Genomic DNA, 26,092 nt, shown 5'->3' with positions numbered 1-26,092 from the left:
TCTGAATGCAGGCAACCATCCGGTATCCCTGATTTCCATCCAGTTACAGCAATGGATTCCCCACATTGCTGAAACCTTTGCCCAACGTCTGCAAACTCAGCAACAAACCTTAAATTTGGTCATTGCAGCAGACTTGCCTCCGTTAGTGTCCGACACCTTTATGCTGAAGCGCATTTTGGTGGAATTGTTGAACAACGCCTGCAAGTACACCCCTGCTGGAGAAACTATCACAGTAGAAGCCTCCTATACATCTTCTCAAATTGAGATTGCCGTGAAAAACGGTGGCATCGAAATTGCCTCTGATGAGCTAACTCACATTTTTGATCCCTTCTATCGGATTCCCAACAGCAATCCCTGGAAACAAAGTGGTACTGGACTGGGACTTTTTCTTACCCAAAAACTCGTAGAGTATCTGGGCGGCACCATCCAGGTAGAAAGCCGCACCAATCAAGTCTGCTTCAAAGTCCAATTTCCCTTTTCCAGCTAAGAAGTGCTGAGTGCTATTAACTCACTCTCCCCCATCACCCCATCACCCTCCCATCCCTTGTCCTGAATAAAGATAACACCTATCCTGGATAAAGACAACACCGGAAGACAGGCATGATAATGGAACAGCCGATTCAAGTCATTGGGGGAGGGTTAGCGGGAACAGAGGCCGCGTGGCAAATTGCTCAAGCGGGAGTACCTGTCATTTTGTATGAAATGCGCCCTCAGCGATCGAGCCCGGCTCATCACAGTGAACATCTGGCTGAACTGGTGTGTAGTAACTCGTTTGGGGCACAGGCCAGCGATCGGGCTTCTGGTTTACTGCATGAAGAACTGCGGCGGTTAGGTTCCATCATTATTGCTACGGCAGATGAATTTGCCGTTCCTGCGGGAGGTGCACTGGCCGTCGATCGCGGGGTATTCAGTCAGACTTTGACTGAGCGGTTAGCGAACCATCCCCTGATTGACCTGCGCCGGGAGGAAATCCACCAGATTCCGGTAGAGGGCATTACGGTGTTAACCACTGGCCCGCTGACCAGTCCCGATCTGGCCGCAGATTTGCAGCGCTTCACAGGCATGGACTACATGAGCTTTTTTGATGCTGCCAGTCCGATCGTCGTGGGAGAGTCAATCAACTATGACATTGTGTTTCGGGCCTCTCGCTACGATCGGGGAGCCGCCGCTTACCTGAACTGTCCTCTGAACCGGGAGCAATACTTGCAGTTCTGGCAAGCTCTATGTGCAGCCGAACAGGCAGAACTAAAGGATTTTGAACGGGAAACGGCGAAATTTTTTGAAGGCTGTTTACCGATCGAAGAGATGGCCAAACGGGGAGAAGACACCATGCGTTATGGCCCCTTAAAACCTGTGGGCCTATTTGATGCCCGGTTAGGAGACTTTCGAGATCCTGACAATCGCAGCAAGCGACCTTATGCCGTGGTGCAGTTGCGGCAGGAAGATAAAGCCGGCCACCTGTGGAATATGGTCGGGTTTCAAACTAATTTGCGCTGGGGTGAACAAAAGCGCGTATTTCGAATGATCCCAGGATTAGAAAATGCCGAATTTGTCCGCATGGGAGTCATGCACCGCAACACGTTTATCAATGCCCCGGAACTGCTGCAGCCCACGCTCCAGTTCAAAACTCGTCAGACTCTCTTAGCCGCTGGACAACTGATTGGCACTGAAGGGTATACGGCTGCGACAGCAGGAGGCTGGTTAGCTGGAACTAATGCCGCCCGGTTAGCCCTGGGTCAGGTTCCTTTGATGCTGCCAAATACCACGATGATGGGAGCCTTGTTTGACTTTATTAGCTCGGCATCGCCCAAACACTTTCAACCCATGCCTGCGAATTTCGGTATCCTGCCCGATCTGCCTAAACGAATTCGGAATAAGCAGGAACGTTATGGACAGTATCGCGATCGTGCTCTGGCTGACCTGGCTACCTGGCAGCAACAGATCTATCAGGCAGATCTCCATCTATCCGCTTAGCTGCGTAGGTTGGAAACGAGTCTGCCTCATAGATTACTTTTGATCGACAAAATTCGCCCCTACAAAATGTTTTGGCTCTATAGAGGCGGTGTACTCCATTGCCGATAGCGTTGAGGATGTACACAGCCCACACTATAAGTCACTTCCTGGCTGCCAGTGGAGACGGTGCGAACACACCAATCGCGGCGACTGACCTGCCAATACATGAACGCTGTACCTGTGATCAGTAGAGCAATGCCAGTGGCGATCGCAGCCAACTTGAGTGTAGTGTTTGATAAGTCCATGCCCTAACCTGTTGGATTATTAACGAAAAATGAGAACATCAAGTCACCCTAGCGAATGAAGTCGCGGCTATCCAGAGAAAACCTGCCGATGCAAGTTACTGAAAACCTGGATTATATTGAGTCTGCGTCGGCAGACTGGGTGAGTGTAGTCGCAATTTTAACCGTCGGATACTTTTCAAACACCCTCTTAGGGGAATATACTGCCGGAATGGTGATGACTCAACGATTTAATCAATCGGAAAGATAAGTCATTGGGGTTATCTACGGAGCGGTCACGACAGGTGAAATCTGGAAGTTGCTAAAGCTGAAGCAGGAAATTGTCTCAAGCTACCTAGCCCACTATTATATTTCACCCGACCCCCATAAAATTCTCGGCATTCTGATTCACGGTCTGGAATTGCCTGTGCTGGCTGGAAATTAGCTCTGCACCTCTCCTAAAGGAGTTAGTAACCCATCCAGACTCACCAAATTTCTTTGCTGCCAGTAGGCGGCTAATCCCTCCTCGCCTTTCTCTTCCGCCCAATCTCTCAGTGCCGATCGCTGTCCCTGATAGTCCAGTAGGGGAACTCCCAGGCCACACGAGGTTTGCACGCGATCGATATCGGTAACAATGATTTGGCGTGTTCCGGCGATCGGCGAGAACACAGGATACAGTTCGGCCCATTCTCTGACGGCTGGCAATACCACTCGCCCCTGTCCATACAAGCGTAAGATGCAGGGGGGTTCCTGGAAGGCACAAAACATGAACGTGATGCGTCCATTTTCTAGCAGATGAGCAGAGGTTTCATTGCCACTGCCTGTCAGATCCAAATACGCGACCCGGTTAGCCGATAAAATGCGAAAGCTGTAGTCCCTTGGGGGAAAGGTTGACATGGCCTGTTGGACTGAGGGGAGCCGTAGCGACAAAAAATAGATGTTGAGCGGCAATAAACTCCTGAAGCTCAGGGGTAATCGAATCGAAAACTTTAGCCATAAGAACAAGAAAAATCAACCCTGCTTGGGAAATCTATAACTTCGAGATTCTTTACTCTAGCAATCTTCTGGAATTCAGTGATTACAATAGGTTGATATGGAGCAGTCGTGTGAAATTTGTGTAATCGTTGTCTACTCCAAGGTTTATTAATTTTTTATGGAATCAAGCAGTCAGTCTGGCAGTCCGTCGTCTAACCCTCAACCCGATAGGCTCGCAGATGTGGTGGGAACCATCATTGCTATCCTGACCCTTGTTTTACCAACCCTGGTTATTTCTTACTATTCCAATTCTTCCAGTGCGATACCATCAGCGACCTATTCCAGCGATCGCTACACAAACCGCTAAATTAATGGTGGTATAAGAAATGATTTAGTACACTTGAATTACCCGTACTCTTACACTACAGTATATTGCCTTCAAGAACAACATCAATGATTTTACAAGTCCCATCTGTTGCAGCAGCCCCACTTGCGCCCATTGTCACATGGGAAAGTTTGCCTGCTGATTTTGTGTTACCCGATGATCCAGTGGGCAACATTCAACAACCCCTCCTTGCCGCTGCCCTGACTACTGCCCTGGGATCTGCTGGTCGAATTCAGCACCAGATGCTGATTGGGTCTAATTTTGGCTTGGTTGCAACGATCAATAAAAAAACTGTGGTGAAGGCACCGGATTGGTTTTACGTGCCTCAGGTGCATCCAATTGCAGACGATCCCATTCGCCGTAGCTATACTCCTTACCTGGAAGGGGATCCAGCTGCTGTGGTCATGGAGTTTCTTTCCCAGGAAGAGGGTGGTGAATTGTCTGTGCGATCGACCCCCCCCTATGGCAAGCTCTACTTCTACGAACAGATCCTGCAAGTGCCCACCTACGTCACCTATGATCCCTATGAACCGAGTTTAGAAGTTCGGTGTTTGCAAAATCAACGCTACACTCTCCAGGCGGCTGATGCCGAAGGACGAGTTTGGATTCTAGAGCTAGAGTTGTGGCTGGGCATCTGGGCAAGAACGTCAGCGAGCAGAAGTTTTATCGACGAAGTTACGCGAACTGGGTGTCGATCCGGTGCAACTGGTTTAACCTGCTATGCCTGAACTCCCTGTCCAATGGCAGCTTCAATCTATCGATCAACCACCAGAGGCATTTATTCAAACTCTGCGCTCGTGTATTGCCTGCAACTCTGGAAAGTATCTGGCCCAACTCCTCTGGCAGCGAGGCATGCGGCAACCGGAACAGTTACAGGGCTATCTTCATGCCGAGGATTATCAGCCCACTAGCCCGTTCGCCTTTGGTCAGGAGATGGAGTTGGCCGTAGAGCGGTTGCAGCGGGCTAGAGATAATGCTGAAATTGTGGCCATCTGGGGGGACTTTGATGCGGATGGGGTCACGGCAACGGCCGTCCTGTGGGATGGCTTAGGGCAATTTTTTACTCAGCAGAAAACCTTGTTTTATTACATTCCTAATCGGCTAACGGAATCCCATGGACTGTCTCAGGCTGGAATTGATGTATTGCATTCTAAGGGTTGCCAGTTAATGGTCACCTGCGATACAGGCAGCACCAATTTGACTGAAATTGAATATGCTCAGGGCCTGGGAATTGATGTGATTGTCACCGATCATCACACATTGCCCTTATCCCGTCCGCCTGTCACGGCCATTTTGAATCCTCGTTCCTTAGCTGCCGACCACCCGTTAGCCACTTTATCTGGGGTCGCTGTGGCGTACAAACTGGTAGAAGCCTTATACAGCATCTTACCCCATGTTCCTCAGAAGCCTTTGCAGGAATTGCTGGATCTGGTGGCGATCGGCCTGATCGCAGACCTCGTAGAACTCAAAGGGGATTGTCGCTATCTGGCGCAAATCGGCATTCAACAATTGCAGAAGCAAGCCAATCCAGCTACAGCCACTCGCCCCGGTGTTGCTAAATTGCTGGAATTTTGCAAACGGAGTGGCGATCGGCCCACCGATATCTCCTTCGGCATCGGGCCACGCATTAACGCCGTTAGCCGGATTCAGGGGGACGCTCATTTCTGTGTCGAACTGTTGACCAGTCAGGATAAGCACCGGTGTAGCCATCTGGCTGAAGCCACCGAACTTGCTAATACTCGCCGCAAGGCTCTGCAAAAGGAAGTCGTACAACAAGTGATCAATCGCCTTGCCCAGGTGGATCTATCTACAACCAGCGTCATTGTTCTGGCCGATGAGCAGTGGCAACCGGGCGTGCTGGGCTTGGTCGCCGGACAGATTGCTCAGGAGTACGGTAGACCGACGATTTTGTTGAGTCTGGAGAGGTGGAGAAGTGGGGAGTGGGGAGTGGGGAGTGGGAATTGGGGGGGAAGTAGGGAAGATCAGGGAGATGGGGAAGATGAGGGAGAAATTCAGAAGTTTACTTTTTCCTCCACTCCTCCACCTCTCCTCGCCCGGGGTTCGGCTCGATCGCTTAACAACATCGACCTCTACCAACTGATCCAGGGACAGGAACATTTGCTGCATCGGTTTGGAGGGCACCCCTATGCGGCAGGATTAAGTTTGCCGGTGGAAAATTTGCCCTTGTTTACGGAGGCTATCAATCAGCGCCTGCGGCAACTGTCTGACTCGACTGGAGTTGGCCCTTCCTTGATAATCGACCTGGTGGTGACAGTAAAGGAGTTAGGCAAGGAATTATTTCAGGAACTGAAGTGGCTAGAACCCTGTGGGATGGGAAATCCGACTCCCAGGTTATTGATTCGGGATTGCTGGTTTGAAAAGGTATGGAATCAGAAAATCCGCGATTGCACCGGGCGTAAGGTGGAATACATCAAAACTGAGTTTGAACTATGGGATAGCTCAGTCACGAAAGGCTTTCCGGGAGTTTGGTGGGGCCACTATCGGGAAGATATTCCGGCAGGGCGGTGTGATGCCGTCGTGGAACTGGATTTTAATACCTATGCTAATGAGTCCAAAGGTATCAAGCCCCATTATGAGGTGCGATTAATTGCCGTTCGTCCTGCGGAAACAGATGGTTTAGCGCCTGCGATCGCTCCTCACTCGATGCTGCTCGATTGGCGCAGAACGGCTCTGGCCAATGCTCCTACGGGCTTAAATCCGCTAATCATGACTCAGTGTCCCCATAGCTGGACAGAACTGCAACTCTGGTTTCGCCGTGCTGAACAGTCCCAACGTCCCCTGGCGATCGCCTATCCTGCCCCAACTCTGACTCCTCCAATGGACATCTGGCGACGACTTGTGGGAATCGCTAAATACCTCAGCCGCACGGCACAGACGGCCACTCGCCAGCAATTATTAGACAAACTGGAAATTGGCGATCGTGCCTTGCAGCTTGGTTTTCAGACCTTAACGCAGCTTGGCTTTACTGTTACCCATCCAGAGACTGGCTTCCAAATCACCTGGCAGCCCGCCGAATTAACCAGCGATCAGAACCTGGCCGAGGCCGTAGAGCAATTTCTACTGGCCGTGAAAGAAGACCAGTTTCGTCGCCAGTATTTCTATCAAACCCCTGTGGAAACTTTGAGAGAGATGGTAGAAGCAAAAGTGGTAATTTGCTAGAGATTGAATTAACTATCTCAAAACATGATCTATAACTTCTTAGCAGAATTCAATTGAACAATTTTCTGCCAGTCGATTTGTCCTTCTGTGTCACAAAAACTTTGCATAAACTCAAGGGTGAATCTATTAATTACCTTCCCATACTCCTCTTCAAATTGTTCGTTATTTTCCTTAGCTGTATAACCGATAGGCTCAATAATTTCTGTATATAGCCCTTCATTATCCGATATGAATTCCCAAAATCGTTGACCACATAGCTTCAAATAATCGCCTTTATCTGGCTGATCATCTTTCCCGTAACAGCATCCATTTACAGCAACTACATTAGTAGAAAACGTATTAGTTCTTAAAATTTTCTTTGCTCTATTAAAGTTATCAATCATTCTTCTAATTTGAGAGCTATTTCCCCAGTTGGGGCCAGATTTTATAGAAACAATATATCTAACAAGATCCTTTTCAAATTCCAAGTCTATCCCTTCCGAAGAAGATTTTCTACCATTAAATGTTCTAGAAATGTTCTAGCACAAACGAATATAGCCAGTCCTTCTAGAAAAGCTCCAAACAGCCCTTCTTCTGAAGAAGACAAATGAGCATCTAACAATCCTTTAACAAGATCGTAGGCAGTAATAATATTTTTTGCTTTAAATAGGTATGGATTCTTTCTCTTAAGAACCGTTTGTAGCTTTAAAGTTCTTAAACCAGTAATTCGGTTTTCATGAAAACGATGAATATTTTCCTCAACATATCTAGCTATTTCCTGCTGCTCTATGTGTGGCATATTCTGAGGCCTCCTCAAAAAGTTTATGCTGCACTGGCTTCAGGCTAGATAGAGCTAATTCATAATATTCTGGAGATATTTCAATTCCAACAGAATTTCTATACAACTCTTGGGCAATCTCACACGTAGTTCCAGAACCTAAAAACGGATCGAGAACCCAATCGCCTTCTTCTGTAAAGAGTTTGATAAACCATGCTGGTAGGGATTTTGGAAAGGTTGCGCTATGCTTCTTGTTGCCACATTCAGTCGATAAATGAATTACATTAGTTGGATAAACGGTATCTTTATTTAACCAGTTAGAAACGTTTTTGCCAAATCCACTACCCACTTTCGATTCATCCCTGATCTTATCTGTCTCACTTAAGTTCTTTAAGCGTGTTTCAGCCCAGTTTCCCATAGGGACTTTAACTGCTTCCTGATACATCTTGAACTTCTTATTCTTGTTAAATTGTAAACATCTCTCCCAAGCATCCCTGAACCGATTTGGCCACTTTCCAGGATAACAGTTTTTTTTATGCCAGATAAACTCTTCCGTCCATAGCCATCCCTGCTTTCGCATTTCTAGAATCAGTTCTAGAACATAAGTATGTCTTTCTCCATTGACTACTTTTTCTTTAATGTTTAATATGAATGTCCCGCTGGGTTTTAGTACTCTTAAAAATTCTTGTGTTCTAGGTAAGAACCATTGAACATAATCATCAGGATTTATACCTCCATAAGTCTTAGCGCGACTATCTGCATAGGGAGGCGAAGTGATAATTAAGTCAAAGATGCCGTCTGGAAACTTGGCCAGTATATCTAAGCAATCCCCTAGCAAAATGTCTGTTTCGATTTGAGCAGAGCTATAGGTATTCGTTTCGGCTGTACAGAGAGTATTCTTTGCCATTAGTACACTTGTTCATATAAGCGACTAAAGTCTAATTTTAGAGTAGATTCTCAAAATTAGTGTACTAGACCTGATTTTTTGTTACTCATAGTGCAGTCTAGCTTGCTGAATACTTTGCTACACTCAAACTCAGTGTTTATCCATCTAATCTACATTCCCAAGCCCTCCCCTCTCTCCATTTATGACCCAACGCATCATCGACCTCCTCCGCACCGGCCAACCCAACGAAACCGTCACTGTCAAAGGCTGGGTTCGTACCAAGCGAGAGCAAAAAGAATTCACTTTCATCGAAGTCAACGATGGCTCCTCAATGGCTGGACTACAGGTGGTGGTGAATCAGGAGGTGCCGGGATATGCGGAAACCATCAAACGGATCAGTACGGGAGCCTCGGTGGAAGTTACAGGTACATTGGTCGAATCTCCTGCCAAGGGACAGCGCATTGAATTGAAGGCAGACTCCATCACTGTGTATGGAGAAGCTGACCCAGAGACTTACCCGCTGCAGAAAAAGCGTCATTCGTTTGAGTTTTTGCGGGAAATTGCCCATTTGCGATCGCGCACCAATACTCTCGGTGCTGTGTTCCGGGTTCGCAATGCGGCTTCTGCAGCGATTCATCAATTCTTTCAGGAACGGGGCTTCCTCTGGATTCATACGCCGATCATCAGTGCCAGCGACTGTGAAGGGGCGGGAGAAATGTTTACCGTTACCGGATTCGATCTGAATAAAGTGCCTTTAACTGCTGACAAACAGGTGGATTACAGCAAAGATTTCTTCGGCAGACAGGCTTATCTCACAGTGAGCGGGCAACTGGAAGCAGAAATCATGGCGATGGCCTTTAGCAATGTCTACACCTTTGGGCCAACCTTCCGGGCGGAAAACTCTAATACGTCTCGCCACCTGGCGGAGTTCTGGATGGTAGAACCGGAAATGGCTTTCTGCGACCTGGAAGGGGACATGAATCTGGCAGAGGAATTCCTCAAGTCTGTGTTTCAGCACGTTATGAACACCTGCCCGGAAGATATGGAGTTTTTCAACCAGCGAATTGACAATTCGGTACTGACGACGGCAGATAACATTATCAATAACGAGTTTGCGCGAGTCACCTATACAGAAGCGATCGCCCTGCTGGAAAAATCCAGCAAGACCTTTGAATATCCCGTTGAGTGGGGACTGGATATGCAATCGGAACATGAGCGCTATCTGGCCGAAGAGTATTTCAAGAAGCCGACGATCGTCACGGATTATCCGGCTCACATCAAAGCCTTTTATATGCGGTTGAACGACGATGGCAAGACCGTGCGGGCTATGGATATTCTCGCTCCCAAAATTGGAGAAATCATTGGCGGTTCCCAGCGGGAAGAACGACTGGATGTTCTGGAACAACGGATTCAAGATGTTGGATTAGATCCGGCACCCTACTGGTGGTATCTGGATTTGCGTCGCTATGGTACTGTGCCCCACGCAGGCTTCGGGCTTGGCTTTGAACGACTAGTGCAATTCATGACTGGCATGGGCAATATCCGGGATGTCATCCCCTTCCCTCGCGCTCCCCAGGAAGTGGAGTTTTAGGAGTTAAAGAATTCAGCATTTTTCTCAGGCTGCTACCTTCTGAGACGTATAACTTTACATAGCCGAACTTCCTCAACCGAATGGCGATCGCTCAACTCTAGCGGGTGATGTTGTGGATAAAGTTGCCCTATTGCAAGCTACTAGTCTGTTTGCAGGAATCAGCGCTAAGGACTTAGAGGAGTTAGCGCAAACATTAATCAAAACATTAATCATCAGAAAATTCAAAGCAAGACAGTTGATCTTTCTTTAAGAGCAACAAATGCAATGCATTGTTGTATGAGCGGGCTGCCCAAAAATGTGGATAAGGAAGTGGAAAAGCAACTGACCTGGCAAGACCACCTTGCAGACCGGGTAGCTGAGCTGAATGGCAGTTGGGTATTCATCATTGGCCTAATTGGTTTGACTCTCATCTGGATGCTGCTTAATAACGAATCTCTGTTAACTCCGCCCTTTGATCCCTTATCCATTTGTATTTTTCAATCTCACCCTGGCCATTCTGGTGGCTTTGCAAGGGCCGTTGATTATGATGAGCCAGAATCGGCAAGCTTTGAAAGACCGCACCCGATCGGAAACGGACTATCGGATCAACCTCAAAAATGAGGTGAATATTGAAATGCTGCTGCAAGAAGTGAAACGAGTTGGAACTCGCCTCAGTCAGCGGTTAGACGGAATTGAAAAAAATTTGAGAGCATCTGAAGGAGAGAAATTTTTGGAGGCTGATCGGCGATCGCAACCCCCTCCATCCCCATCTACCCACCCGAACCATCACGAGGATTAGCTCAAGTTATTTCAAGCAATCTGAGGCAAGGTGGGATGGGCTACCAGCCCTTCATCGTAACTCACACTGTCGGCTGCATTTCTCTACTTACCCATACCGAGTTGCTGGGCTTTCTGGTAAACTTTGCCTTCCGTTAACAGGGATGGGGCAATGACCACTTCCACCTGTTGCATCTCTTTGATATTCTTTGCGCCCAAAGTTCCCATGCTGGTTTTCAGCGCCCCTAATAAGTTATGGGTGCCATCATCCAATTGGGCAGGGCCACGCAGAATTTGTTCCAGGGTACCTGTGGTGCCCACTCGAATGCGGGTGCCACGGGGTAGGACGGGACTGGGGGTCGCCATCCCCCAGTGATAACCACGACCAGGAGCTTCCTGCGCTCTGGCAAAGGGGGAACCAATCATCACCCCATCGGCTCCGCAGGCAATACATTTACAAATATCGCCTCCTGTGACCAGCCCCCCATCGGCAATCACCGGAACATAATTTCCGGTTTCGCGATGATATTCATCCCGGGCAGCGGCACAATCGGCGATCGCAGTGGCTTGCGAGACACCGACTCCCAGGACTCCCCGTGAGGTGCAGGCGGCTCCTGGGCCAATCCCCACCATCACGGCAGCGGCTCCCGCTTTCATCAAATTCAATGCCACCTCATAGGTCACACAATTTCCTAAAGCAACTGGAATTGGCATTTCCTGACAGAAGGTGGCCAGATCTAAGGGCGTAACCGATTCCGGGGACAGGTGAGCCGTGGACACGACTGTGGCTTGCACAAAAAAGAGATCGGCCCCGGCATCGGCAACTGTTTCTCCATATTTCGTGGCGGCAAGGGGAGTTGCACTCACTGCAGCAATTCCGCCCTGTTCTTTAATTTCTTGCACCCGTCGCCGAATTAATTCCGGTTTAATTGGTTCAGCATACAGTTCCTGCATCAGGGTGACAAACTCGTCTTTGCCCACCGCAGCAATGCGATCGAGAATAGGATTAGGATCAGCATAGCGAGTTTGAATACCCTCCAGGTTCAACACTCCTAAAGCGCCTAATTGGGACAACCGGACGGCCATACCCACATCCACCACTCCATCCATGGCACTGGCGATGATGGGAATTTCCCGCTCAATACCGCCAATGCTCCAACGGGTATCTGCTAGGACTGGATCAAGCGTCCGTGCTCCTGGAACTAATGCAATTTCATCGATTCCGTATGCTCTACGAGCAACTTTGCCTCTACCAATTTGAATATTCACAGTCCTGCTTCCTGGTCATTCCCAAACTATTTAAGCTAGGGTATCAAATTTCTGGGGATGCCGGGTATGCGGAAGGATCTAGAGATTTAAATGCTGTAGAAGTGAATACATATACAAAAAGGGCAGCAATAGACCAGGAACGACCTGTTGCTACCCAATTTCAAGTTTTAAAAGTGATTGAGGAAAGAAAATACTAGTCTTCGCTATTAGAGCTTTCTAATCAGCAGACTATTTCAGAAATTACTCGGCTGCTTGGGACGCAGGAGCTTTCTTCTTAGTAGGAGGTGCAACCTCAACGACTTCGTTGGTAGCAAAGTTGTTGGTATTTACACCTGCATAGTTCACCCGATCGAATCGGACAATAACAGGGTATTTAATGCCACTAGTGTCAACTGAGGCAACGGTGCCGACATCTTGAAACCAGTAGGACTCCTTACGGAGGATACGGACTTTAGAACCACGCTGAACCATGAGTGTTTTCCCTTGTTTATGTTTAACTCACACAGCTAATGCTCAACACTTTACTATGGACTGGAAACAGACAAAAACGGTAAACCTCTGGTTGCAACAATCTGAAATATTTGGGGAGGGAAAAGGGAGTGGGGAAAGGGAGATGGAGAGGGTGGGGAAGATGGGGGAGGTAAGGAGGGGATAGGGAGTATAGAGTAAAGGGGAATAGGAGTGAGAGAAGGCTTTATCTCCTCCATCTCCTTTACCTCCTCTATCTCCTCCATTCTTTTTGCCAACTCTTCGCTCTTAACTTTCAACTCTTAACTCTCCTTTCCGTAACTCCGGCCTCGCCACTGTTTAGGAGTTTGGGCAGAGGATAGGAAAATTCGCAGGACAGCTAGTGGATCAGCCAGGGGAGAGAGCCAGAAGAGCCAGCGAGTTTTAGCTTGGGTCAGGTCGTAGGAAGGGGCGATCGCGGCATTTAATCCAAACCGAACCAACACTAGCAGTAAATTGAGGCTGAAGGTGGCCATGATCGGAATGCTTGTCTTACCAGCCAGAATTGCCCCCAGAAACAGCATGGTTAGAGGTAAAGGTAATCCCTGAACCAGCAGCAAAAACAGCCAATCCCCCCAAACCTGAGCACGGGAGGCAGCATCTTTGAGATCCAGCGATCGTCCCCATTCCCGCCAGGTTTCTGCCATGCCTTCATACATTCGCACCTTCAGCACCTTGGCTCCATCTAAAAAGCCGACCCTGGCTCCCTGCGCGGCGATCGTCCGGGCCAGGGTGACATCATCGCAGAAAGAGCGACGGGCACTACTGTAGCCTCTCATTTGGACTAACACAGAACGACGGCAGAAGAAACACTGACCATTAGCCATCACTCGATCAGCAGGATTATGCGTTTCTCCAGCCGGACCAAACCGATAAACCAGGGTCATCAACAGTGCGGGCTGCAGCCACAGTTCTCCGGGTTCTTTAAGAATGAATTGAGGTGACAGAGAAATCAGGTCATAGCCTTCCGTCAGAGCCGTATGCAGCAAACTCGCCACTAAGCCCGCCTGGGGTTGCGTGTCGGCATCAATACCTAAAATCCACTCGCTGCCTATGGAACTGGCGAGAAACCCATTATGTAACGCCCAGGGGCGACCCACCCAGTCATCTGGCAATGGATCGTCATGCATCAGCCGAAAGCGCGGATCTTGCTGTTGAGCAGCTTTTATCCGATCGATTGTACCATCCGTGGAGTAACTATCCACCACAAGGATTTCCCGTACTTCATAGCTTTGCTGACTTAACCCGGTCAGGCAAGGCGAAATTCGGGCCGCTTCATTCAATGTGGGCACAACGACACTCACCTTACCCAGAAACTCTGGTTCAGGAGCCAACGGCTGCAAGGGAGGATGGCGAGTTGGGCCGCGTAGCAGCCGGGACAGGAGAATTGCCACGGCTGGCAGTTGTACTAGCAGAAGCAGCAAGCCGCCTGCCTCTGGTAGGAAACTGGCTGGTGCATTGGCGATCGCAGGAGCCAGTGTTTTATTAATCAAAAAAACGTGGATGGTCAACCGTTTGCCCTTAACCCTTGACTTGAATAGGCACTGAAATAGCTGGGATCTCAGACGACAATCCCAGAGGCTGATCTTCACTGGCAAATTCAGGTTCGGTTCCAGTCGGTTGAGAGTGCTGAGATGGAGCATCAGAGCTGGCTAATAACCATAACAGGATTGCCGGAACAACCCCCAACAGAACGCTAATGGAGGTGGGAACCCAGAAGCGAGCATCCAATTGGGTAACGGTAATGATCGCTCCGAAGGCAAAATTGACCAGATAGATCGCTAGAGGAACTGTTAATTGCGATCGCCGCAACGGTTGGGCCGATGACTTCCAGAACAGGGTGGCTACAGACATAAACAGTGCTCCAGTACCGAGCCATCCCGTCACATTCCGGTAAGGCATCCCAAAAAATTCTCCCACATCCTGAAAGGTCCAGAAGGGGTAAGGGGCCTGACTCATGGCTGGATCCAGCACAAAATCCCAGGAGGTGAGCAATACCGCACCGAGGGCGATCGCGCCCAGTTTCGTCACCCAGCCAGGTAGCCCTTTCGTTTCCAGACCCGCTCGCGCCAGGACATAAGCCGAAAATCCCAGATAAAACCAGGAAAGGGGGATGGTAAAGGGCACCAGTCCAGCAATCTTATAACCTAATCCATTCAGGTAGGCATAGTGCCCAAATGGAAAGCCGGTACTGGTTCCCAACAACTCACTGCTAAGGGAAAGGACCAACGCAGGCAGCATGAACGCTAACCAGTTCCGTACTCCCAGGTTGCGATAGGCATACAGGGCAACGGTAATCGCTCCCAATAGAATATAAACAACGCCGCCTCCAGCCATTGACCAGCCAAATAACCTTTGGCCAAAAGCCGGCAGGGCGGCAATAAATCTGGGATTAGGCAGCACCAGGATTAACCCTGCCAACCCAAACACCAGAGACAAAATATGACCACTTAGACAGATACGCTCAACAGCAACCAGTCGCTTCATAGAAACTCCTCTACGAGTAGGGCACCAGAAATGCCTGGTTACAGTTTACAAATGTTTAATAACAAAGATTAAGCAAAATTGAGAAAAATTCTGTAGAGACATTCCGTCGAAATGTCTCTACAGGCCAAAGTGTTGCTTCAGCCCAAAGAAGCAAATTGGGGGGCTTCTCCCTGTTCTCCCATAGCGGCCAGCAATCCCTGGAACAGACGTAGCCCATCCGTTCCACCCAGAACCGGATCGGAGGCCCGTTCTGGGTGCGGCATCATGCCCAAAACATTTCCCTCCAGGTTACAAATTCCGGCAATGTTGCGGAGTGAGCCATTGGGATTACTGCCCGGTTCCGGTTTTCCATCTGCCGTGCAATAGCGGAACAGAATTTGCCGATGATCTTCCAAGGCCGCCAGGGTATCCGGATCTGCATAATAATTGCCTTCTCCATGCGCGATCGGAATCGTAATCACTTCTCCTGGCTCATAGTGCTGCGTCCAGGGCAGATCAGATCGCTCCACTCGTAAGGCAACCCGATCGCAAATGAAATGCAGATCCCGATTTTTCACCAAGGCACCTGGCAGCAACCCCGCCTCAGTCAGCACCTGAAAGCCATTGCAAATTCCCAGCACATATTTTCCCTGGTTAGCATGTTCGACTACCGCTTTCATAGCGGGTGAAAAACGAGCGATCGCTCCACAACGCAAATAATCACCGTAACTAAAGCCTCCCGGTATGACCACCACATCCACATCGGATAGATCACTGTCCTCATGCCAGATCATGCGTGTGGGCTGGTGCAGCAGATCGCGGGTCACATACACCACGTCGCGATCGCAGTTCGACCCCGGAAACACAATCACTCCAAACCGAACTCCTGTTGCCACAACTTTCCCCCTTAACAAAGCTCTATGCAAAAAATAGGATGCAAAACCCGCTTTCTCCTATAGAATGATGCGCGATCGAGAAACTCCAACTTCTAAGGTGTCCCTGGGGCACCTTTTTTGTGCAAAATTAGCCAGTTTCCTTCTGGATCATAGGCGTAAATCTCGCGCCCATGGGATGCGGTGAGGATTTTTCCTGGAGGAGGATAGCCGAGGTCAGTCAGGTGAGCGATCGCCGCCTCCAGGTTCTCCACTTCTAAACACAACGCCATTCCTATGGGGAAATTCTGAATTTTGAATTTTGAATTTTGAATTTCGGATCGCTCCTCTTTCTCCTTCGGCTGAAAGATGCCCAATCTCACTCCTGGCAACTCAAATTCTGCATATTGATTCGGCATCCATACAGCAGGCGGCTGTCCCAACAGGTTGCAGTAGAACTCAACCAGCCCATCAAACTGTTGAGCCGCTAAAGTAACCAGCGCACCAGCACAATTCAAAGCCATGATCGAGTTCTCCTTGTATCAATCATCTATTACCAATGACTAATGACCAATGACTGCTACCTTTTCAACCCATTCCAGCCATCCACTTATTGCCATTTGCTGACATAGCTTGAGAAAAGCCATGCCATGTCTGAATAGCTGCGGTATTCTGGTCTAAGTCGAGCCGCATTCCCGTGAAAACCATGAAACTGGCAGCAAGAGTTGGTCAACTTTCCCCTTCATTGACCCTGACGATCGACGCAAAAGCCAAGGCAATGAAGGCCGAAGGGCAGGATGTTTGTAATTTTAGTGTAGGTGAACCGGATTTTCCAACGCCCGACCATATCTGTAAAGCCACCGAAGCTGCGCTGGAAGCAGGTAAAACCAAGTACGGCCCAGTCGCTGGAGAACCAAAACTGCGGCAGGCGATCGCCCAAAAGTTGCAGAAGGATAATAATCTCTGCTACGCGGCTGAAAACATCATTGTCACGAATGGTGGTAAGCACTCGCTGTATAATCTGATGATGGCGCTCATCAATCCGGGCGATGAGGTCATCATTCCGGCTCCCTATTGGGTCAGCTATCCCGAAATGGTGAAGCTGGCGGCCGGGATTCCGGTAATCGTGCAGACGGATGATGTCAACCAGTTCAAAATCACGCCAGAGCAACTACAGCAGGCAATTACTCCCAAAACTCGTCTGTTTGTGCTGAATTCTCCATCGAATCCTACGGGGGTGGTGTATACCCCGGACGAAATTCGGGCGCTGGCGCAGGTGGTCGTAGACAACGATATTTACGTTGTATCTGACGAAATTTACGAAAAGCTGCTGTACGACGGAGCCACCCATCTCAGTATTGGAGCCGTCAGTCCGGAGGCATTCGATCGCACCATTGTCAGTAGTGGTTTTGCCAAAGCGTATTCCATGACGGGCTGGCGAATTGGCTATTTAGCGGGGCCAGTGGATCTGATTAAAGCCTGCTCAACTATTCAAGGGCACAGTACGTCCAATGTCTGTACCTTTGCCCAATATGGGGCGATCGCCGGACTGGAGGGGCCACAGGATTGTATTCAGGAAATGCTGTCGGCCTTTGCAGAGCGGCGGCAGTTCATGCTGGATGCGATCAATTCGATTCCGGGTCTCAGTTGCGTCAAACCAGATGGAGCCTTTTACCTGATGCCCAATATTCAAAAAACAGGGATGAACTCCCTTGATTTCTGTCAGGCATTGTTGGAAGAGTATCAGGTCGTTATGGTTCCTGGAATTGCCTTTGGTGCGGATGGGTTTGTCCGCATTTCCTATGCCGCTGATTTGAAAACCATCGAAAAGGGCATGGAGCGGCTGGATAAGTTTGTGCGATCGCGAATCTAAATTCTTAAGAGAATGTTGCAGAAGTTGCAATCGCGACTTTTCAAACATCCTCTAAAACCCAAAATCAAGCATCACTTAGTCGGTGTCCACAACTGGTACAAAAGCGATCGTCTGGTTTCACCGCCGTTCCACATTGACTGCAAAATCGTTTGGTGGCCGGGGCGACACCAGTGGGGCTTTGGGCGGCAGCCGTCGATCTTCCCATCCGCATTTGCATGTTACCCATCCGCATTTCCATCGGATTCATGCTCATCTGCATATCGCCCATCATCATGGGCTGATTCGGTTCCATTGGTTGCATGGGTTCCATCGGCTGCATTGGCCGCATGGGTTGCATGGATTCCATTGGTTTCATAGAGGGCATGGATGGAGCCACAAACCCAGAGGTTTGCTGCATCTGCAGTTGCTGCAACTCGGTTAAGGACAGGGCTTCACTCACACCGATGCTGTTGCCCTGTAAGCGAATATAGTTTGCGCCACGGGCCGTTTGTAACTTCACCACTGCTCCATCAGAAGTCAGGTAAACTTCAGGAGTGGCTGTCCAGGGGCCGGTCTGGAAGCTACTACTGGCCTGTTGTTGCTGTCCCGGTGCTGTGTTCCCGATGGTGATTACGGTTTGACCACCTTGATTGTCCAGATAAAGCCGCCGCCCTACTCCCATGTCACACACATACGCCATGATAGTTCCCCTCCAGTTGCTCACACTCTCAGTGTACAAATCCCATGACTCGAACGACTTTAAATAAAGCTGTAGGAAATCAAATGATCCGGGGTTGGCAAATCTTGATCGTTATTACACTTTGTAGCCTGATGGGGTTGGGGTGGAGTATGCTCGCGATCGCCCTCTCTCCCCCCAATCCAGTATACGAGTATCGCCCTCACCCCCACTCCGATGGCATTGGCAAGCTTTACATGGGCCGAGAAATTGCTCAGGTGATGGGACATCGGGGCGCAGGTTGGTTAGAACGAGCCAGTCGGGAAGCAGAGGAACAGCCTCAACAGTTAATCGAGGCTTTGAATTTACAGCCCACCGATGCGGTTGCCGATATTGGAGCAGGTACAGGTTACTTCAGCTTTCGGATTGCTCCTCTTGTGCCTCAGGGCAAGGTGCTGGCGATCGATGTACAACCCGAAATGATCGAAATTCTGCGGTTTCTCAAGCAAGACAAGCAGCAGGCGAATGTAGAGCCAATCTTGGGTTTGGAAACCGATCCTCGGCTTGTGCCCTCCAGTGTGAATGTAGCGCTGATGGTGGATGCCTATCACGAGTTTGAGTATCCCAGGGAGATGATGCAAGCGATCGTGCAAGCCCTCAAACCAGATGGCCGGGTTGTCTTAGTGGAATATCGGGGAGAAGATCCCTGGGTCTTCATTAAACCCCTGCACAAAATGACTCAGAAACAAGTCAAGAAAGAGATGGCTGCAGTAGGACTCACCTGGCTGGAAACCAAAAAACTCCTACCCCAACAGCATGTACTAATTTTTGGTAAACAAACTTAAATTTAACCCTGTAAGGGCGTTGCATTTGGGCAAAAACTTCGAGTCAAGCCAGGAATTTCTTACTAAATGCTGCGCTCCTACAAATGCAAACTGTTACTTCGATCAATCCAAAATCGCAAATCTAAAACCCAAAATCAAAGTCGATAGGCCAACACAAACCGCTCAATCCCTGCCAGGTCAGCATGAACTTCGATGGCATGATAACTGCCCTGTTGTTCCAGCAACTCAACAACGGTTGGAGCTTGACCTGCCATCATTTCAATCAACCAGATGCCATTGGCTTGCAGATAGTCGGGGGCCGTGTTGATGAGATGACGAATACAGTTCAGGCCGTCGGCCCCACCATCTAAAGCTAAGTGCGGTTCATGCTGCCCAACCTCTGGCTGCAGTTCCAACACCATGGCGCTGGGAATATAGGGAGGATTGGCAACCAGACCACTCAACTGTCCTTTGAGGTGACTGAGCGGTTCTAACCAGGAACCCTGATAAAAGTGGATGCGATCGCCCAACCCATAAGCTTCTGCATTAGCTCGTGCGATCGCCAGTGCCTCAACACTATAATCCACGGCATGAATAGTCGCTTCAGGAAAGGCCGTTGCCAGTCCAAGAGCGATCGCCCCACTGCCCGTTCCCAGGTCAGCCCAGTCTCCGGTGGAGAATTTTGAATTTTGAATTTTGAATTTTGAATTTTGAACGGCAGCCATAGCCAGATCGATTAATAGTTCCGTTTCAGGGCGGGGGATGAGAACGGCGGGGGAGACTTTCAGGGAAAAGTTACGCCAGGAGGTTGATCCAGCCAGATACTGCACCGGCACTCGGCGATCAAGGCGCTGTTGCCAGAGATCGGTCAGAATGGCCAGAGAATGTTTCAGTATGATCTGTTGGTTATCTTTGAAGGTTTCTAAGCGTAATTCTAAAGGCTGCAGGGTTGTCATTTCCTGGAGTAGCCAATCTACTTCTGAGATAGGGACATGAGCGGCGATCGCCTGTTGCCGCGCTGTCTGCCACCACTGCCACAATTCCGGCCCAGAAACAACAACTCCTCGCCCTGGTTGAGAGGACGAGGAATCATTGAACTTTTGAGGGAAGTCAGACATGAAATCGAAGAAAGAGTTGGAAAATGGGATTCATCCAGCTTGAGAAACTGTTTGTAAATGAATTTGAAGGTTCTGAAACTCGCCTCGCGATGGGATCCTCCCTAGCCCTCCTTCAAAACGAGGGAACTGAGCTAAAACCACAAGTCCCCCTTTTTAAGGGGAATTTAGGGGGATCGAAACAATCATTTACAAACACTTTCTTAACTCTTAGCCTTCAACTCTTAACTGAACACTCTCCCAATTCCCCATCATCTCTTTACTTCTTATTGGGTGTAGCTGCAGGCTTCACCTGATTCGCAGGCTGCTGTCGGTTGCCCATCTGAGAGCGAATAAATTCCAGAGACTCTCTGGGTGGAATCAACACAATTTGATTCAGTTGCGGATCATTCTTGGTCCGCATGACTTCAATCACCCCTTCCAGATTCAATACCTGAACCTCAAGAGTAGAGGCCACTTTAGGATCCTGTTGCTTGAACCGATCCATCAAATTTTGCAAATCTTCTTTCTTAAAGAACATGGGAATCACCGTTTCATTCCCCTGTTGAATCGTTAAGTAACCTTTTTCAGAACCACCGCGAGCCACAAACAACGGTGTGCCAGTAAAAGTGTTTTTGTCGCCACCTTGCTTCAGTAGAGTTTGGGCCGTGTCTACTTGTTGGCGAGAGGGAACAAAAGCAAAATCAAGCTTCTCTTTTTTATCCTTGTTGGCTACACTGAGCTGATATATCTCAGCCAGAGAGACAGGTACTACACGGACGTTTTTAACAATCTCAGGATTCTTATTCTTAAGGTTATCCAGAAAGGTCTGGGCATCTTGTTGCGTAATGAATACGCCAGCGACCGGGTTGCCTTTTTGCCCATTGGGGGGAGAAGCTACCAGAGGAGCACCCTGGGAATTGGCAATGGTGAATACAGGGATAGGACGGAGCTTTTGGAGAATCTGCTCTTGGGTCAGTGCCAGCACTTGCAGCGTACCCGCCAGAAACGTTCCAACCAGGGTAGCGCCGACCAGACCAGCAGTTGCACTCCAACGGACTAAAGACTTCATGATTGCTCCTGAAGAAAAATAATAGGTTTAGCAAGGAAAGCAAACGTGTACCTCTAGGAATCTTGGGCCGTCTAGACTTTGAAGAAATTTAGCGCCCTATCAATCCCAACTTCTGTAGCTCGACTAAGAATATTTGCTTACTCATTCTGAGGCATTCAGCGCAACTTGTAAACTCACGGCAACATTATAGGAGGATGAGGCACGAACAGCGCAAGAGAATCGAACTTAGGTGACAAGTCTAGCGCAAAATAGTTCCTGGTTATCTCAAGCTTGCAGGGAGGAGTAGCCACAATGCTGAGATGGAAAGGGCCGAACCGTTACATAAGAATCGCTTATCAAAGAATATTCAGGCGCATTGGAACGATCGCCCTCTTCACGCTCACCTGCCTGCTGCTGATTGCCCCAGCCTGTCAGATGCCCCCATCTCCTGTCCACCTGAAAATTGGTACACTGCTGCCAATTACCGGAGATCTGTCCCAATATGGGACATCCATGCAAAATAGCGCTGAACTGCTGGTGAAAACGGTGAATGGCTGTGGTGGAGTTCTGGGCCAACCTGTGGTTCTGATCGCGGCAGATGATCAGACCGAACCAACTGCTGGAGCCTCAGCGATGACGAAACTGGCGGAAGTCGATCGCGTGGCGGGCGTGGTAGGAGCTGCGTCCAGTGCTGTATCCAGTGCTGCCGTTGATATTGCGGTGCGGAATCAGGTCGTGATGATTTCTCCCGCCAGTACAAGTCCCGTGTTTACGGAGCGATCGCAAAAAGGCGACCTTCAGGGCTTCTGGTTTCGCACGGCTCCGCCCGACACCTTTCAAGGAGAGGCATTGGCTCAACTGGCTCAAACTCAGGGCTTCCAAACAGTTTCTCTGTTAGCAGTCAACAATGACTATGGCAATGGGTTACTTGCTTCCTTTATTCCTGCTTTTGAACGTCTGGACGGAACCATAATCAACAAAGCTAAACCCGTTCGCTACCCCGCTGATGCTTCTGTATTTGCCTCAGAAGTAAATGCCGCCTTCAACGGTCAACCGGATGCCGCGTTACTGATTGCCTACCCCGAAACAGGCAGCTTGATCTTAAAAACGGCTTACCAGCATGGACTCCTGGGCGGGAAAACGAAGGTGATGGCTACCGATGGTTTAAAGGAGGCCAAATTTGCGGAATTAGTCGGCAAAAATTCTCAGGGGCAATACATTGCGGCGGGATTGATGGGAATCGCTGCCAGTGCCGGAGGGCCAGCGATCGCCGACTTCCAGCGGCTCTACACCCAAACCTACCAGCGTCCTCCCAAGATTTATGACCCCAACACCTGGGATGCTGCCGCCGTGTTAGTCCTGGCTGCAGAAGCTGCTAAGGCGAATACCGGATCCGCCGTCAAGGACAAAATTCACGAAATCGCCAATCCCCCCGGAGAGGCCGTTACCGACGTGTGTAAAGCTTTATCCCTGATCCGCCAGGGCCAGAAAATCAACTACCAGGGAGCTAGCGGCAACCTAGATTTCAACGCTTTTGGGGATGTCACAGGCAGTTATGATGTCTGGGCGATCGAGCCTGATGGTAGTTTAAAGGTAAGAGGGGCGATCGCGGTTTCAGGGCAATAGCCGTTCCTTGCTACACATCCCTTGCTGCCAGTAAACAGTTAACTATTAACTATTCCGACCAGTTCACTAACGGTGCGGAGCAATGGACAAGTTTGAAGGGACTTGATCCTAGACTGTGGTGAACGGATAATGGCTGGGGCCGCAGATTATTGAGCAAATCATTCTTGGCTTCCACCAGACTCATTACAGGAGCAGTGACTAAGGACTGTTCAGCACTGGCGGTCAAAAGATAGTCACAGGCTCCGGTGAGACCTAGGTTGGGATCTACTGAAAAATCAATTCCTGAAAAGAAGCCAATCCGATTTTTGCAAATCCGTCGCACTTCCAGCAGAATCGGGGTTACCACTAACTCTGAGCGAGCCTTTTTGGTACTGATGGCTACAGCCAGTTCATGGTTTTCATCCAAGATTTCTTGCAGGCGACTGGGAACGATTATCGCAGGAACATCAGCAAACAGACGCGGCACGTCATGGATGGCCAACCCCAAACCCCGCTTCACCTTTACCAGACTGGTGAAGTCGCTGTAGGCCATTGACAAGTCTCAATAAAAATCGGGATGACAGGATTTGAACCTGCGGCATCCTGCTCCCAAAGCAGGCGCGCTACCAAGCTGCGCTACATCCCGATACTATCTATCAAAATAGCATATCGTTTTTTGCCAGAGACTGAAAGGTTTGCCCATTAAGATCGATAAGTTCCCTTAAGGACTGATCCATGAAATTTCAGCACGACTCAAACCAGGGTGGTGTGCGATCTCGGGACTGGCGATTGCAGGATTTGCCAGGACTTACCCATGAACAACAGGAGCAACTCTGGAACTTCGGTATCTATACCACGTTGCAGCTTTACCAGCAGACGAATACTCCCAAAAAACGAGCCAAGTTAGCTCACCAGTTGCAAATTCATCCGCAATATGTCAACAAGTGGGCAGCTATGGCTGATTTGGCCAGAGTTCCGGCGATCGGCTGTCATTATTGTGGACTCCTGCTGCATGCCGGTATTGCTTCTCCAGAGCAACTGGCTCGCATGCCTATCCACAGCGTTCATAAACAAATTCTCCGGCTTCAGGTGGCGAATTTGCAGCGTCCTGATTTGTGCCCCTCCCTGAAAGAAATTCAGGACTGGATTGAGCAATCCCAGCACCTTGATCGACCTACCCGACCATCTGTTAATCGGGATACCAAAACATTCCTTTAATGCCTTCTGGATCAGACATGAACCCCAGCCTGCGGTAAAAATCTACCACATGGGGATCGGCAAATAGGGTAATGTTGCTGATATCTTCGCTACGAAGTTTTTTGATCACATGCTTCATCAATGCCTTGCCCAACCCCTGGTTCTGAAAATCTGGATGTACAACCACATCCCAGATCGTGGCATTAAACGCATGGTCAGAGGTGGCACGAGAAAAGCCAATCAGCCGCCGCCGGGTACCTTTCTGCTCCCACATAGAAACTACCAGAAAACTGTGTTGAATCGCCTTTTTTACCTTGCGTAAAGGGCGACGCGACCAGCCCACTGCATCGCATAGCTCCTCTAACTCATAGAGATCGATATCCCGATCAGTACTGAAAAAAATCTCGTAGCCCCGCTCACTGGATGCTTGGGCCGCATCACCCGCGATCGACATTGTTCTAGAAGCAGTGGGAGCGTCAGCGCTACTGAACAGGCTTTTCCAAAAACCCATGTAAGCGAAGTTAAGGTAGTAGTGTAATTAGATCACAGTATTAGATAGTATAGCCCCCATAGCCTGTTCGCATGTCTCTTTAACAAAGCCGTTCACTGATTATGGCCTTAGGCTTAAAGTCATCTACCCTGGAGCTGTTAAAACGCTTTAACAGAGCCTTTCCCCAGTTTTATGAACAGTTTGTGAGCAGCGAGATTCAACTGCACAACCTGCGGCTGGCCTATCAACTGTACAAATCTAAGCAAGCAGTCATCGAGCTAAAGCCAGAAGTAAGCAAAAGCGCGCTTCATTTTGCTTATCGAAACCAGTCTTTTTTGCTGAGTGATATTTTTGGTGTTTTGGCCGCCTATGGCTTGACCATCCATAGCTTGAGCCTATATGGACAAATTTACCCCCCCATGTTGGTGTTCATCAAGCTGATCGTCTCTCGGAGTGGTAAGGCCCTGACTGAGAAAACGGCTGAAAATGTTTGCCGCGCCGTCCGCGAAGCCTTAGCCGGACGATTTGAAGTAGAAGAAATGCTGGCCGTGGAGTTCAATCTGGATGCGGGGTTAGAGCAGGTTGAAACCGGATTTTATGTTGATCCCGTTTTTCATCTACCTGCCCTTTTGATTGAAGCAGACAACCAGCCCGGTTTGTTCTACAAGGTGATGTACGCCATCTGGCAAGAAGACTTGATGGTAGTCAATGCGAATTTGCTGGTTTGGCGAGGCCGCACCCGATTAATCCTTTATCTTTTGGGGCCGAACGAAAGCATCATTCCGGAGTATCTGGGACAAAAAATTGCTGAAGGGGTAAAGCAACGGCTCTTGGGACGACGATTTTAAGCAGACGACTTTTGCTAAACCTTGTCCAAATTCAGAGCGTAGTTTCTCTGATAGGAAGATTCTAGTTCTCTAGCTGGACTTGATTCAAGCTGAATTGCTCAGAACTGCAGTGTCAACTCAACTGCAGTGTCAACTCAGGGTTGTTAGGGCCCCTAGATGTAGAATTTGATTTTTGAGTTACCTATTAAGACTTATGTAGTTCTATCTGGAAACACTACAGACTGTTATTCTGCTTTGCAGGGTCTGAGAAAATTTTAGATGGACTGGGAAGTCCCACATCTTGACTGAACTCTCTAGAGGGTGTTTCTCCAGGAAAGTATGGAGAAGCATAATCTGGGGTTTTTCACAATAGGTTGTCTGTAGAGGAAGGATGGGAACGGAGTCATCAGCTCGGATGAATAAGAATTTCTGAGTTCTACGTATCGGTTTGTAAAAATTCTGATTTCTCCTATCATATATAGACATATAAACTCTTCACTCTAGAGATCCTGCAATTTTAGTAACACTAGAGGGTTTGAATCCATGACCATAGCAGTCGGACGCGCGCCTGCAACGCGAGGATGGTTTGACGTCCTCG

The 26,092-nt window shown here is 49.0% G+C and carries 30 protein-coding genes and 1 tRNA gene; 14 read left to right on the top strand and 17 right to left on the bottom strand.

What is annotated here, in order from left to right; genetic code table 11:
• A partial coding sequence (locus tag ACUVQO_RS14970) for a sensor histidine kinase (protein ID WP_445926651.1) occupies window positions 1-487 on the top strand: 487 nt, incomplete at its 5' end.
• 119 nt (window positions 488-606) lie between these two features.
• Window positions 607-1,974 carry an FADH(2)-oxidizing methylenetetrahydrofolate--tRNA-(uracil(54)-C(5))-methyltransferase TrmFO gene (trmFO, locus tag ACUVQO_RS14965; protein ID WP_445926650.1) on the top strand — a complete coding sequence of 456 codons (1,368 nt, stop codon included), beginning with the start codon at window positions 607-609 and terminating at the stop codon, window positions 1,972-1,974.
• 77 nt (window positions 1,975-2,051) lie between these two features.
• Here trmFO and ACUVQO_RS14960 read toward each other — a convergent pair whose 3' ends face one another.
• Entirely contained in the window at window positions 2,052-2,258 is a 207-nt protein-coding gene (locus ACUVQO_RS14960) for a hypothetical protein (RefSeq protein ID WP_445926649.1), read from the bottom strand.
• A gap of 88 nt (window positions 2,259-2,346) precedes the next feature.
• Here ACUVQO_RS14960 and ACUVQO_RS14955 point away from each other — a divergent pair, with 88 nt between their 5' ends.
• Together ACUVQO_RS14955 and ACUVQO_RS14950 are read left to right on the top strand one after the other, a co-directional pair.
• The gene (locus ACUVQO_RS14955; RefSeq protein ID WP_445926648.1) at window positions 2,347-2,505 is read left to right on the top strand and encodes a hypothetical protein; all 159 of its coding nucleotides are present in this window, start codon (window positions 2,347-2,349) and stop codon (window positions 2,503-2,505) included.
• Window positions 2,506-2,553: 48 nt separating this feature from the next.
• Entirely contained in the window at window positions 2,554-2,679 is a 126-nt protein-coding gene (locus ACUVQO_RS14950; RefSeq protein WP_445926647.1) for a hypothetical protein, read from the top strand.
• Here ACUVQO_RS14950 and ACUVQO_RS14945 read toward each other — a convergent pair.
• Entirely contained in the window at window positions 2,676-3,131 is a 456-nt protein-coding gene (locus ACUVQO_RS14945) for a pyridoxamine 5'-phosphate oxidase family protein (protein ID WP_445926646.1), read from the bottom strand. The two genes, ACUVQO_RS14950 and ACUVQO_RS14945, sit on opposite strands and share 4 nt — an antisense overlap.
• Before the next feature lie 256 nt (window positions 3,132-3,387).
• On the opposite strand from ACUVQO_RS14945, the gene ACUVQO_RS14940 reads away from it, so the two are divergent.
• The 3 genes from ACUVQO_RS14940 (at window position 3,388) to ACUVQO_RS14930 (ending at window position 6,774) form a co-directional block, all read left to right on the top strand.
• Window positions 3,388-3,576 carry a hypothetical protein gene (locus ACUVQO_RS14940; RefSeq protein WP_445926645.1) on the top strand — a complete coding sequence of 63 codons (189 nt, stop codon included), beginning with the start codon at window positions 3,388-3,390 and terminating at the stop codon, window positions 3,574-3,576.
• A gap of 86 nt (window positions 3,577-3,662) precedes the next feature.
• Entirely contained in the window at window positions 3,663-4,322 is a 660-nt protein-coding gene (locus tag ACUVQO_RS14935; RefSeq protein WP_445926644.1) for a Uma2 family endonuclease, read from the top strand.
• Complete coding sequence (locus tag ACUVQO_RS14930) at window positions 4,315-6,774, top strand: single-stranded-DNA-specific exonuclease RecJ (RefSeq protein WP_445926643.1); 2,460 nt, start codon at window positions 4,315-4,317, stop codon at window positions 6,772-6,774. Before ACUVQO_RS14935 ends, ACUVQO_RS14930 begins: the two co-directional genes overlap by 8 nt.
• A 29-nt stretch (window positions 6,775-6,803) precedes the next feature.
• On the opposite strand, the gene ACUVQO_RS14925 is transcribed toward ACUVQO_RS14930, so the two are convergent.
• From ACUVQO_RS14925 to ACUVQO_RS14915, 3 genes are read right to left on the bottom strand one after another with little or no spacing between them, the layout of a single operon-like run.
• Window positions 6,804-7,241: a PmeII family type II restriction endonuclease gene (locus tag ACUVQO_RS14925; protein ID WP_445926642.1), complete on the bottom strand. Its 438-nt coding sequence runs from the start codon at window positions 7,239-7,241 to the stop codon at window positions 6,804-6,806.
• 2 nt (window positions 7,242-7,243) lie between these two features.
• Window positions 7,244-7,552 (bottom strand): PmeII family type II restriction endonuclease, encoded by a 309-nt coding sequence (locus ACUVQO_RS14920; protein ID WP_445926641.1) that lies wholly within the window; start codon window positions 7,550-7,552, stop codon window positions 7,244-7,246.
• Window positions 7,521-8,438 carry a DNA-methyltransferase gene (locus tag ACUVQO_RS14915; RefSeq protein ID WP_445926640.1) on the bottom strand — a complete coding sequence of 306 codons (918 nt, stop codon included), beginning with the start codon at window positions 8,436-8,438 and terminating at the stop codon, window positions 7,521-7,523. The genes ACUVQO_RS14920 and ACUVQO_RS14915 overlap by 32 nt, the downstream gene beginning before the upstream one ends.
• Before the next feature lie 181 nt (window positions 8,439-8,619).
• Between ACUVQO_RS14915 and asnS the strand changes: the two genes are divergently transcribed.
• Together asnS and ACUVQO_RS14905 are read left to right on the top strand one after the other, a co-directional pair.
• The gene (gene asnS / locus ACUVQO_RS14910) at window positions 8,620-10,008 is read left to right on the top strand and encodes an asparagine--tRNA ligase (protein WP_445926639.1); all 1,389 of its coding nucleotides are present in this window, start codon (window positions 8,620-8,622) and stop codon (window positions 10,006-10,008) included.
• Window positions 10,009-10,459: 451 nt separating this feature from the next.
• Entirely contained in the window at window positions 10,460-10,786 is a 327-nt protein-coding gene (locus ACUVQO_RS14905) for a DUF1003 domain-containing protein (protein WP_445926638.1), read from the top strand.
• 83 nt (window positions 10,787-10,869) lie between these two features.
• On the opposite strand, the gene ACUVQO_RS14900 is transcribed toward ACUVQO_RS14905, so the two are convergent.
• The 6 genes from ACUVQO_RS14900 to ACUVQO_RS14875 all read right to left on the bottom strand — a co-directional run bounded on the left by ACUVQO_RS14900 (window position 10,870) and on the right by ACUVQO_RS14875 (window position 16,402).
• Window positions 10,870-12,033, bottom strand: coding sequence for a GuaB3 family IMP dehydrogenase-related protein (locus ACUVQO_RS14900; RefSeq protein WP_445926637.1), 1,164 nt, complete (start codon window positions 12,031-12,033; stop codon window positions 10,870-10,872).
• Window positions 12,034-12,273: 240 nt separating this feature from the next.
• Window positions 12,274-12,504 (bottom strand): photosystem I reaction center subunit IV, encoded by a 231-nt coding sequence (locus ACUVQO_RS14895; RefSeq protein WP_445926636.1) that lies wholly within the window; start codon window positions 12,502-12,504, stop codon window positions 12,274-12,276.
• Window positions 12,505-12,803: 299 nt separating this feature from the next.
• Window positions 12,804-14,051, bottom strand: coding sequence for a 2'-O-glycosyltransferase CruG (gene cruG / locus ACUVQO_RS14890; RefSeq protein WP_445926635.1), 1,248 nt, complete (start codon window positions 14,049-14,051; stop codon window positions 12,804-12,806).
• Window positions 14,052-14,061: 10 nt separating this feature from the next.
• Window positions 14,062-15,027 carry a gamma-carotene 1'-hydroxylase CruF gene (gene cruF, locus ACUVQO_RS14885; RefSeq protein ID WP_445926634.1) on the bottom strand — a complete coding sequence of 322 codons (966 nt, stop codon included), beginning with the start codon at window positions 15,025-15,027 and terminating at the stop codon, window positions 14,062-14,064.
• A gap of 137 nt (window positions 15,028-15,164) precedes the next feature.
• A complete protein-coding gene (gene purQ, locus ACUVQO_RS14880) occupies window positions 15,165-15,902 on the bottom strand; it encodes a phosphoribosylformylglycinamidine synthase subunit PurQ (protein ID WP_445926633.1) in 738 nt (245 codons plus the stop codon).
• A 92-nt stretch (window positions 15,903-15,994) separates the two neighbouring features.
• Window positions 15,995-16,402, bottom strand: coding sequence for a VOC family protein (locus ACUVQO_RS14875; protein ID WP_445926632.1), 408 nt, complete (start codon window positions 16,400-16,402; stop codon window positions 15,995-15,997).
• Window positions 16,403-16,584: 182 nt separating this feature from the next.
• Between ACUVQO_RS14875 and ACUVQO_RS14870 the strand changes: the two genes are divergently transcribed.
• Window positions 16,585-17,751 (top strand): pyridoxal phosphate-dependent aminotransferase, encoded by a 1,167-nt coding sequence (locus ACUVQO_RS14870; RefSeq protein ID WP_445926631.1) that lies wholly within the window; start codon window positions 16,585-16,587, stop codon window positions 17,749-17,751.
• Window positions 17,752-17,815: 64 nt separating this feature from the next.
• Here the strand turns inward: ACUVQO_RS14870 and ACUVQO_RS14865 are convergent, their stop codons facing one another.
• Complete coding sequence (locus ACUVQO_RS14865) at window positions 17,816-18,430, bottom strand: zinc-ribbon domain-containing protein (RefSeq protein ID WP_445926630.1); 615 nt, start codon at window positions 18,428-18,430, stop codon at window positions 17,816-17,818.
• Between the two features lie 44 nt (window positions 18,431-18,474).
• Here ACUVQO_RS14865 and ACUVQO_RS14860 point away from each other — a divergent pair, with 44 nt between their 5' ends.
• The gene (locus tag ACUVQO_RS14860; RefSeq protein WP_445926629.1) at window positions 18,475-19,251 is read left to right on the top strand and encodes a class I SAM-dependent methyltransferase; all 777 of its coding nucleotides are present in this window, start codon (window positions 18,475-18,477) and stop codon (window positions 19,249-19,251) included.
• A gap of 134 nt (window positions 19,252-19,385) precedes the next feature.
• On the opposite strand, the gene prmC is transcribed toward ACUVQO_RS14860, so the two are convergent.
• Together prmC and ACUVQO_RS14850 are read right to left on the bottom strand one after the other, a co-directional pair.
• The gene (prmC, locus tag ACUVQO_RS14855) at window positions 19,386-20,348 is read right to left on the bottom strand and encodes a peptide chain release factor N(5)-glutamine methyltransferase (protein ID WP_445926628.1); all 963 of its coding nucleotides are present in this window, start codon (window positions 20,346-20,348) and stop codon (window positions 19,386-19,388) included.
• A gap of 256 nt (window positions 20,349-20,604) precedes the next feature.
• Window positions 20,605-21,396 carry a Tic22 family protein gene (locus ACUVQO_RS14850; protein ID WP_445926627.1) on the bottom strand — a complete coding sequence of 264 codons (792 nt, stop codon included), beginning with the start codon at window positions 21,394-21,396 and terminating at the stop codon, window positions 20,605-20,607.
• A gap of 291 nt (window positions 21,397-21,687) precedes the next feature.
• On the opposite strand from ACUVQO_RS14850, the gene ACUVQO_RS14845 reads away from it, so the two are divergent.
• Complete coding sequence (locus tag ACUVQO_RS14845; RefSeq protein WP_445926626.1) at window positions 21,688-23,001, top strand: ABC transporter substrate-binding protein; 1,314 nt, start codon at window positions 21,688-21,690, stop codon at window positions 22,999-23,001.
• 49 nt (window positions 23,002-23,050) lie between these two features.
• Here the strand turns inward: ACUVQO_RS14845 and ACUVQO_RS14840 are convergent, their stop codons facing one another.
• Window positions 23,051-23,533, bottom strand: coding sequence for a hypothetical protein (locus tag ACUVQO_RS14840; RefSeq protein WP_445926625.1), 483 nt, complete (start codon window positions 23,531-23,533; stop codon window positions 23,051-23,053).
• A gap of 19 nt (window positions 23,534-23,552) precedes the next feature.
• Window positions 23,553-23,626, bottom strand: a tRNA-Pro gene (locus tag ACUVQO_RS14835).
• 89 nt (window positions 23,627-23,715) lie between these two features.
• Here ACUVQO_RS14835 and ACUVQO_RS14830 point away from each other — a divergent pair.
• Window positions 23,716-24,198, top strand: a complete 483-nt coding sequence (locus tag ACUVQO_RS14830) for a DUF4332 domain-containing protein (protein ID WP_445926624.1) — start codon at window positions 23,716-23,718, stop codon at window positions 24,196-24,198.
• Here the strand turns inward: ACUVQO_RS14830 and ACUVQO_RS14825 are convergent.
• Window positions 24,170-24,688 carry a GNAT family N-acetyltransferase gene (locus ACUVQO_RS14825; RefSeq protein ID WP_445926623.1) on the bottom strand — a complete coding sequence of 173 codons (519 nt, stop codon included), beginning with the start codon at window positions 24,686-24,688 and terminating at the stop codon, window positions 24,170-24,172. The genes ACUVQO_RS14830 and ACUVQO_RS14825 overlap by 29 nt on opposite strands.
• A gap of 101 nt (window positions 24,689-24,789) precedes the next feature.
• Here ACUVQO_RS14825 and ACUVQO_RS14820 point away from each other — a divergent pair, with 101 nt between their 5' ends.
• Window positions 24,790-25,515, top strand: coding sequence for a hypothetical protein (locus ACUVQO_RS14820; protein ID WP_445926622.1), 726 nt, complete (start codon window positions 24,790-24,792; stop codon window positions 25,513-25,515).
• The last annotated feature ends 577 nt before the right edge of the window (window positions 25,516-26,092 follow it).

The organism is Leptodesmis sp. (genome assembly GCF_052746595.1).
The sequence above is the reverse complement of the archived record's forward strand: the minus strand, read 5'-3'. Positions and strand labels throughout refer to the sequence as shown.

Excerpts from the sequence above, each read along its gene's own strand:
- trmFO (WP_445926650.1), top strand. The coding sequence starts at position 607 with ATGGAACAGCCGATTCAAGTCATTGGGGGAGGGTTAGCGGGAACAGAG.
- ACUVQO_RS14960 (WP_445926649.1), bottom strand. The coding sequence starts at position 2,258 with ATGGACTTATCAAACACTACACTCAAGTTGGCTGCGATCGCCACTGGC.
- ACUVQO_RS14955 (WP_445926648.1), top strand. The coding sequence starts at position 2,347 with ATGCAAGTTACTGAAAACCTGGATTATATTGAGTCTGCGTCGGCAGAC.
- ACUVQO_RS14945 (WP_445926646.1), bottom strand. The coding sequence starts at position 3,131 with ATGTCAACCTTTCCCCCAAGGGACTACAGCTTTCGCATTTTATCGGCT.
- ACUVQO_RS14940 (WP_445926645.1), top strand. The coding sequence starts at position 3,388 with ATGGAATCAAGCAGTCAGTCTGGCAGTCCGTCGTCTAACCCTCAACCC.
- ACUVQO_RS14935 (WP_445926644.1), top strand. The coding sequence starts at position 3,663 with ATGATTTTACAAGTCCCATCTGTTGCAGCAGCCCCACTTGCGCCCATT.
- ACUVQO_RS14930 (WP_445926643.1), top strand. The coding sequence starts at position 4,315 with ATGCCTGAACTCCCTGTCCAATGGCAGCTTCAATCTATCGATCAACCA.
- ACUVQO_RS14920 (WP_445926641.1), bottom strand. The coding sequence starts at position 7,552 with ATGCCACACATAGAGCAGCAGGAAATAGCTAGATATGTTGAGGAAAAT.
- ACUVQO_RS14915 (WP_445926640.1), bottom strand. The coding sequence starts at position 8,438 with ATGGCAAAGAATACTCTCTGTACAGCCGAAACGAATACCTATAGCTCT.
- asnS (WP_445926639.1), top strand. The coding sequence starts at position 8,620 with ATGACCCAACGCATCATCGACCTCCTCCGCACCGGCCAACCCAACGAA.
- ACUVQO_RS14895 (WP_445926636.1), bottom strand. The coding sequence starts at position 12,504 with ATGGTTCAGCGTGGTTCTAAAGTCCGTATCCTCCGTAAGGAGTCCTAC.
- cruF (WP_445926634.1), bottom strand. The coding sequence starts at position 15,027 with ATGAAGCGACTGGTTGCTGTTGAGCGTATCTGTCTAAGTGGTCATATT.
- ACUVQO_RS14875 (WP_445926632.1), bottom strand. The coding sequence starts at position 16,402 with ATGGCTTTGAATTGTGCTGGTGCGCTGGTTACTTTAGCGGCTCAACAG.
- ACUVQO_RS14870 (WP_445926631.1), top strand. The coding sequence starts at position 16,585 with ATGAAACTGGCAGCAAGAGTTGGTCAACTTTCCCCTTCATTGACCCTG.
- ACUVQO_RS14865 (WP_445926630.1), bottom strand. The coding sequence starts at position 18,430 with ATGGCGTATGTGTGTGACATGGGAGTAGGGCGGCGGCTTTATCTGGAC.
- ACUVQO_RS14860 (WP_445926629.1), top strand. The coding sequence starts at position 18,475 with ATGACTCGAACGACTTTAAATAAAGCTGTAGGAAATCAAATGATCCGG.
- prmC (WP_445926628.1), bottom strand. The coding sequence starts at position 20,348 with ATGTCTGACTTCCCTCAAAAGTTCAATGATTCCTCGTCCTCTCAACCA.
- ACUVQO_RS14850 (WP_445926627.1), bottom strand. The coding sequence starts at position 21,396 with ATGAAGTCTTTAGTCCGTTGGAGTGCAACTGCTGGTCTGGTCGGCGCT.
- ACUVQO_RS14845 (WP_445926626.1), top strand. The coding sequence starts at position 21,688 with ATGCTGAGATGGAAAGGGCCGAACCGTTACATAAGAATCGCTTATCAA.
- ACUVQO_RS14840 (WP_445926625.1), bottom strand. The coding sequence starts at position 23,533 with ATGGCCTACAGCGACTTCACCAGTCTGGTAAAGGTGAAGCGGGGTTTG.
- ACUVQO_RS14830 (WP_445926624.1), top strand. The coding sequence starts at position 23,716 with ATGAAATTTCAGCACGACTCAAACCAGGGTGGTGTGCGATCTCGGGAC.
- ACUVQO_RS14825 (WP_445926623.1), bottom strand. The coding sequence starts at position 24,688 with ATGGGTTTTTGGAAAAGCCTGTTCAGTAGCGCTGACGCTCCCACTGCT.
- ACUVQO_RS14820 (WP_445926622.1), top strand. The coding sequence starts at position 24,790 with ATGGCCTTAGGCTTAAAGTCATCTACCCTGGAGCTGTTAAAACGCTTT.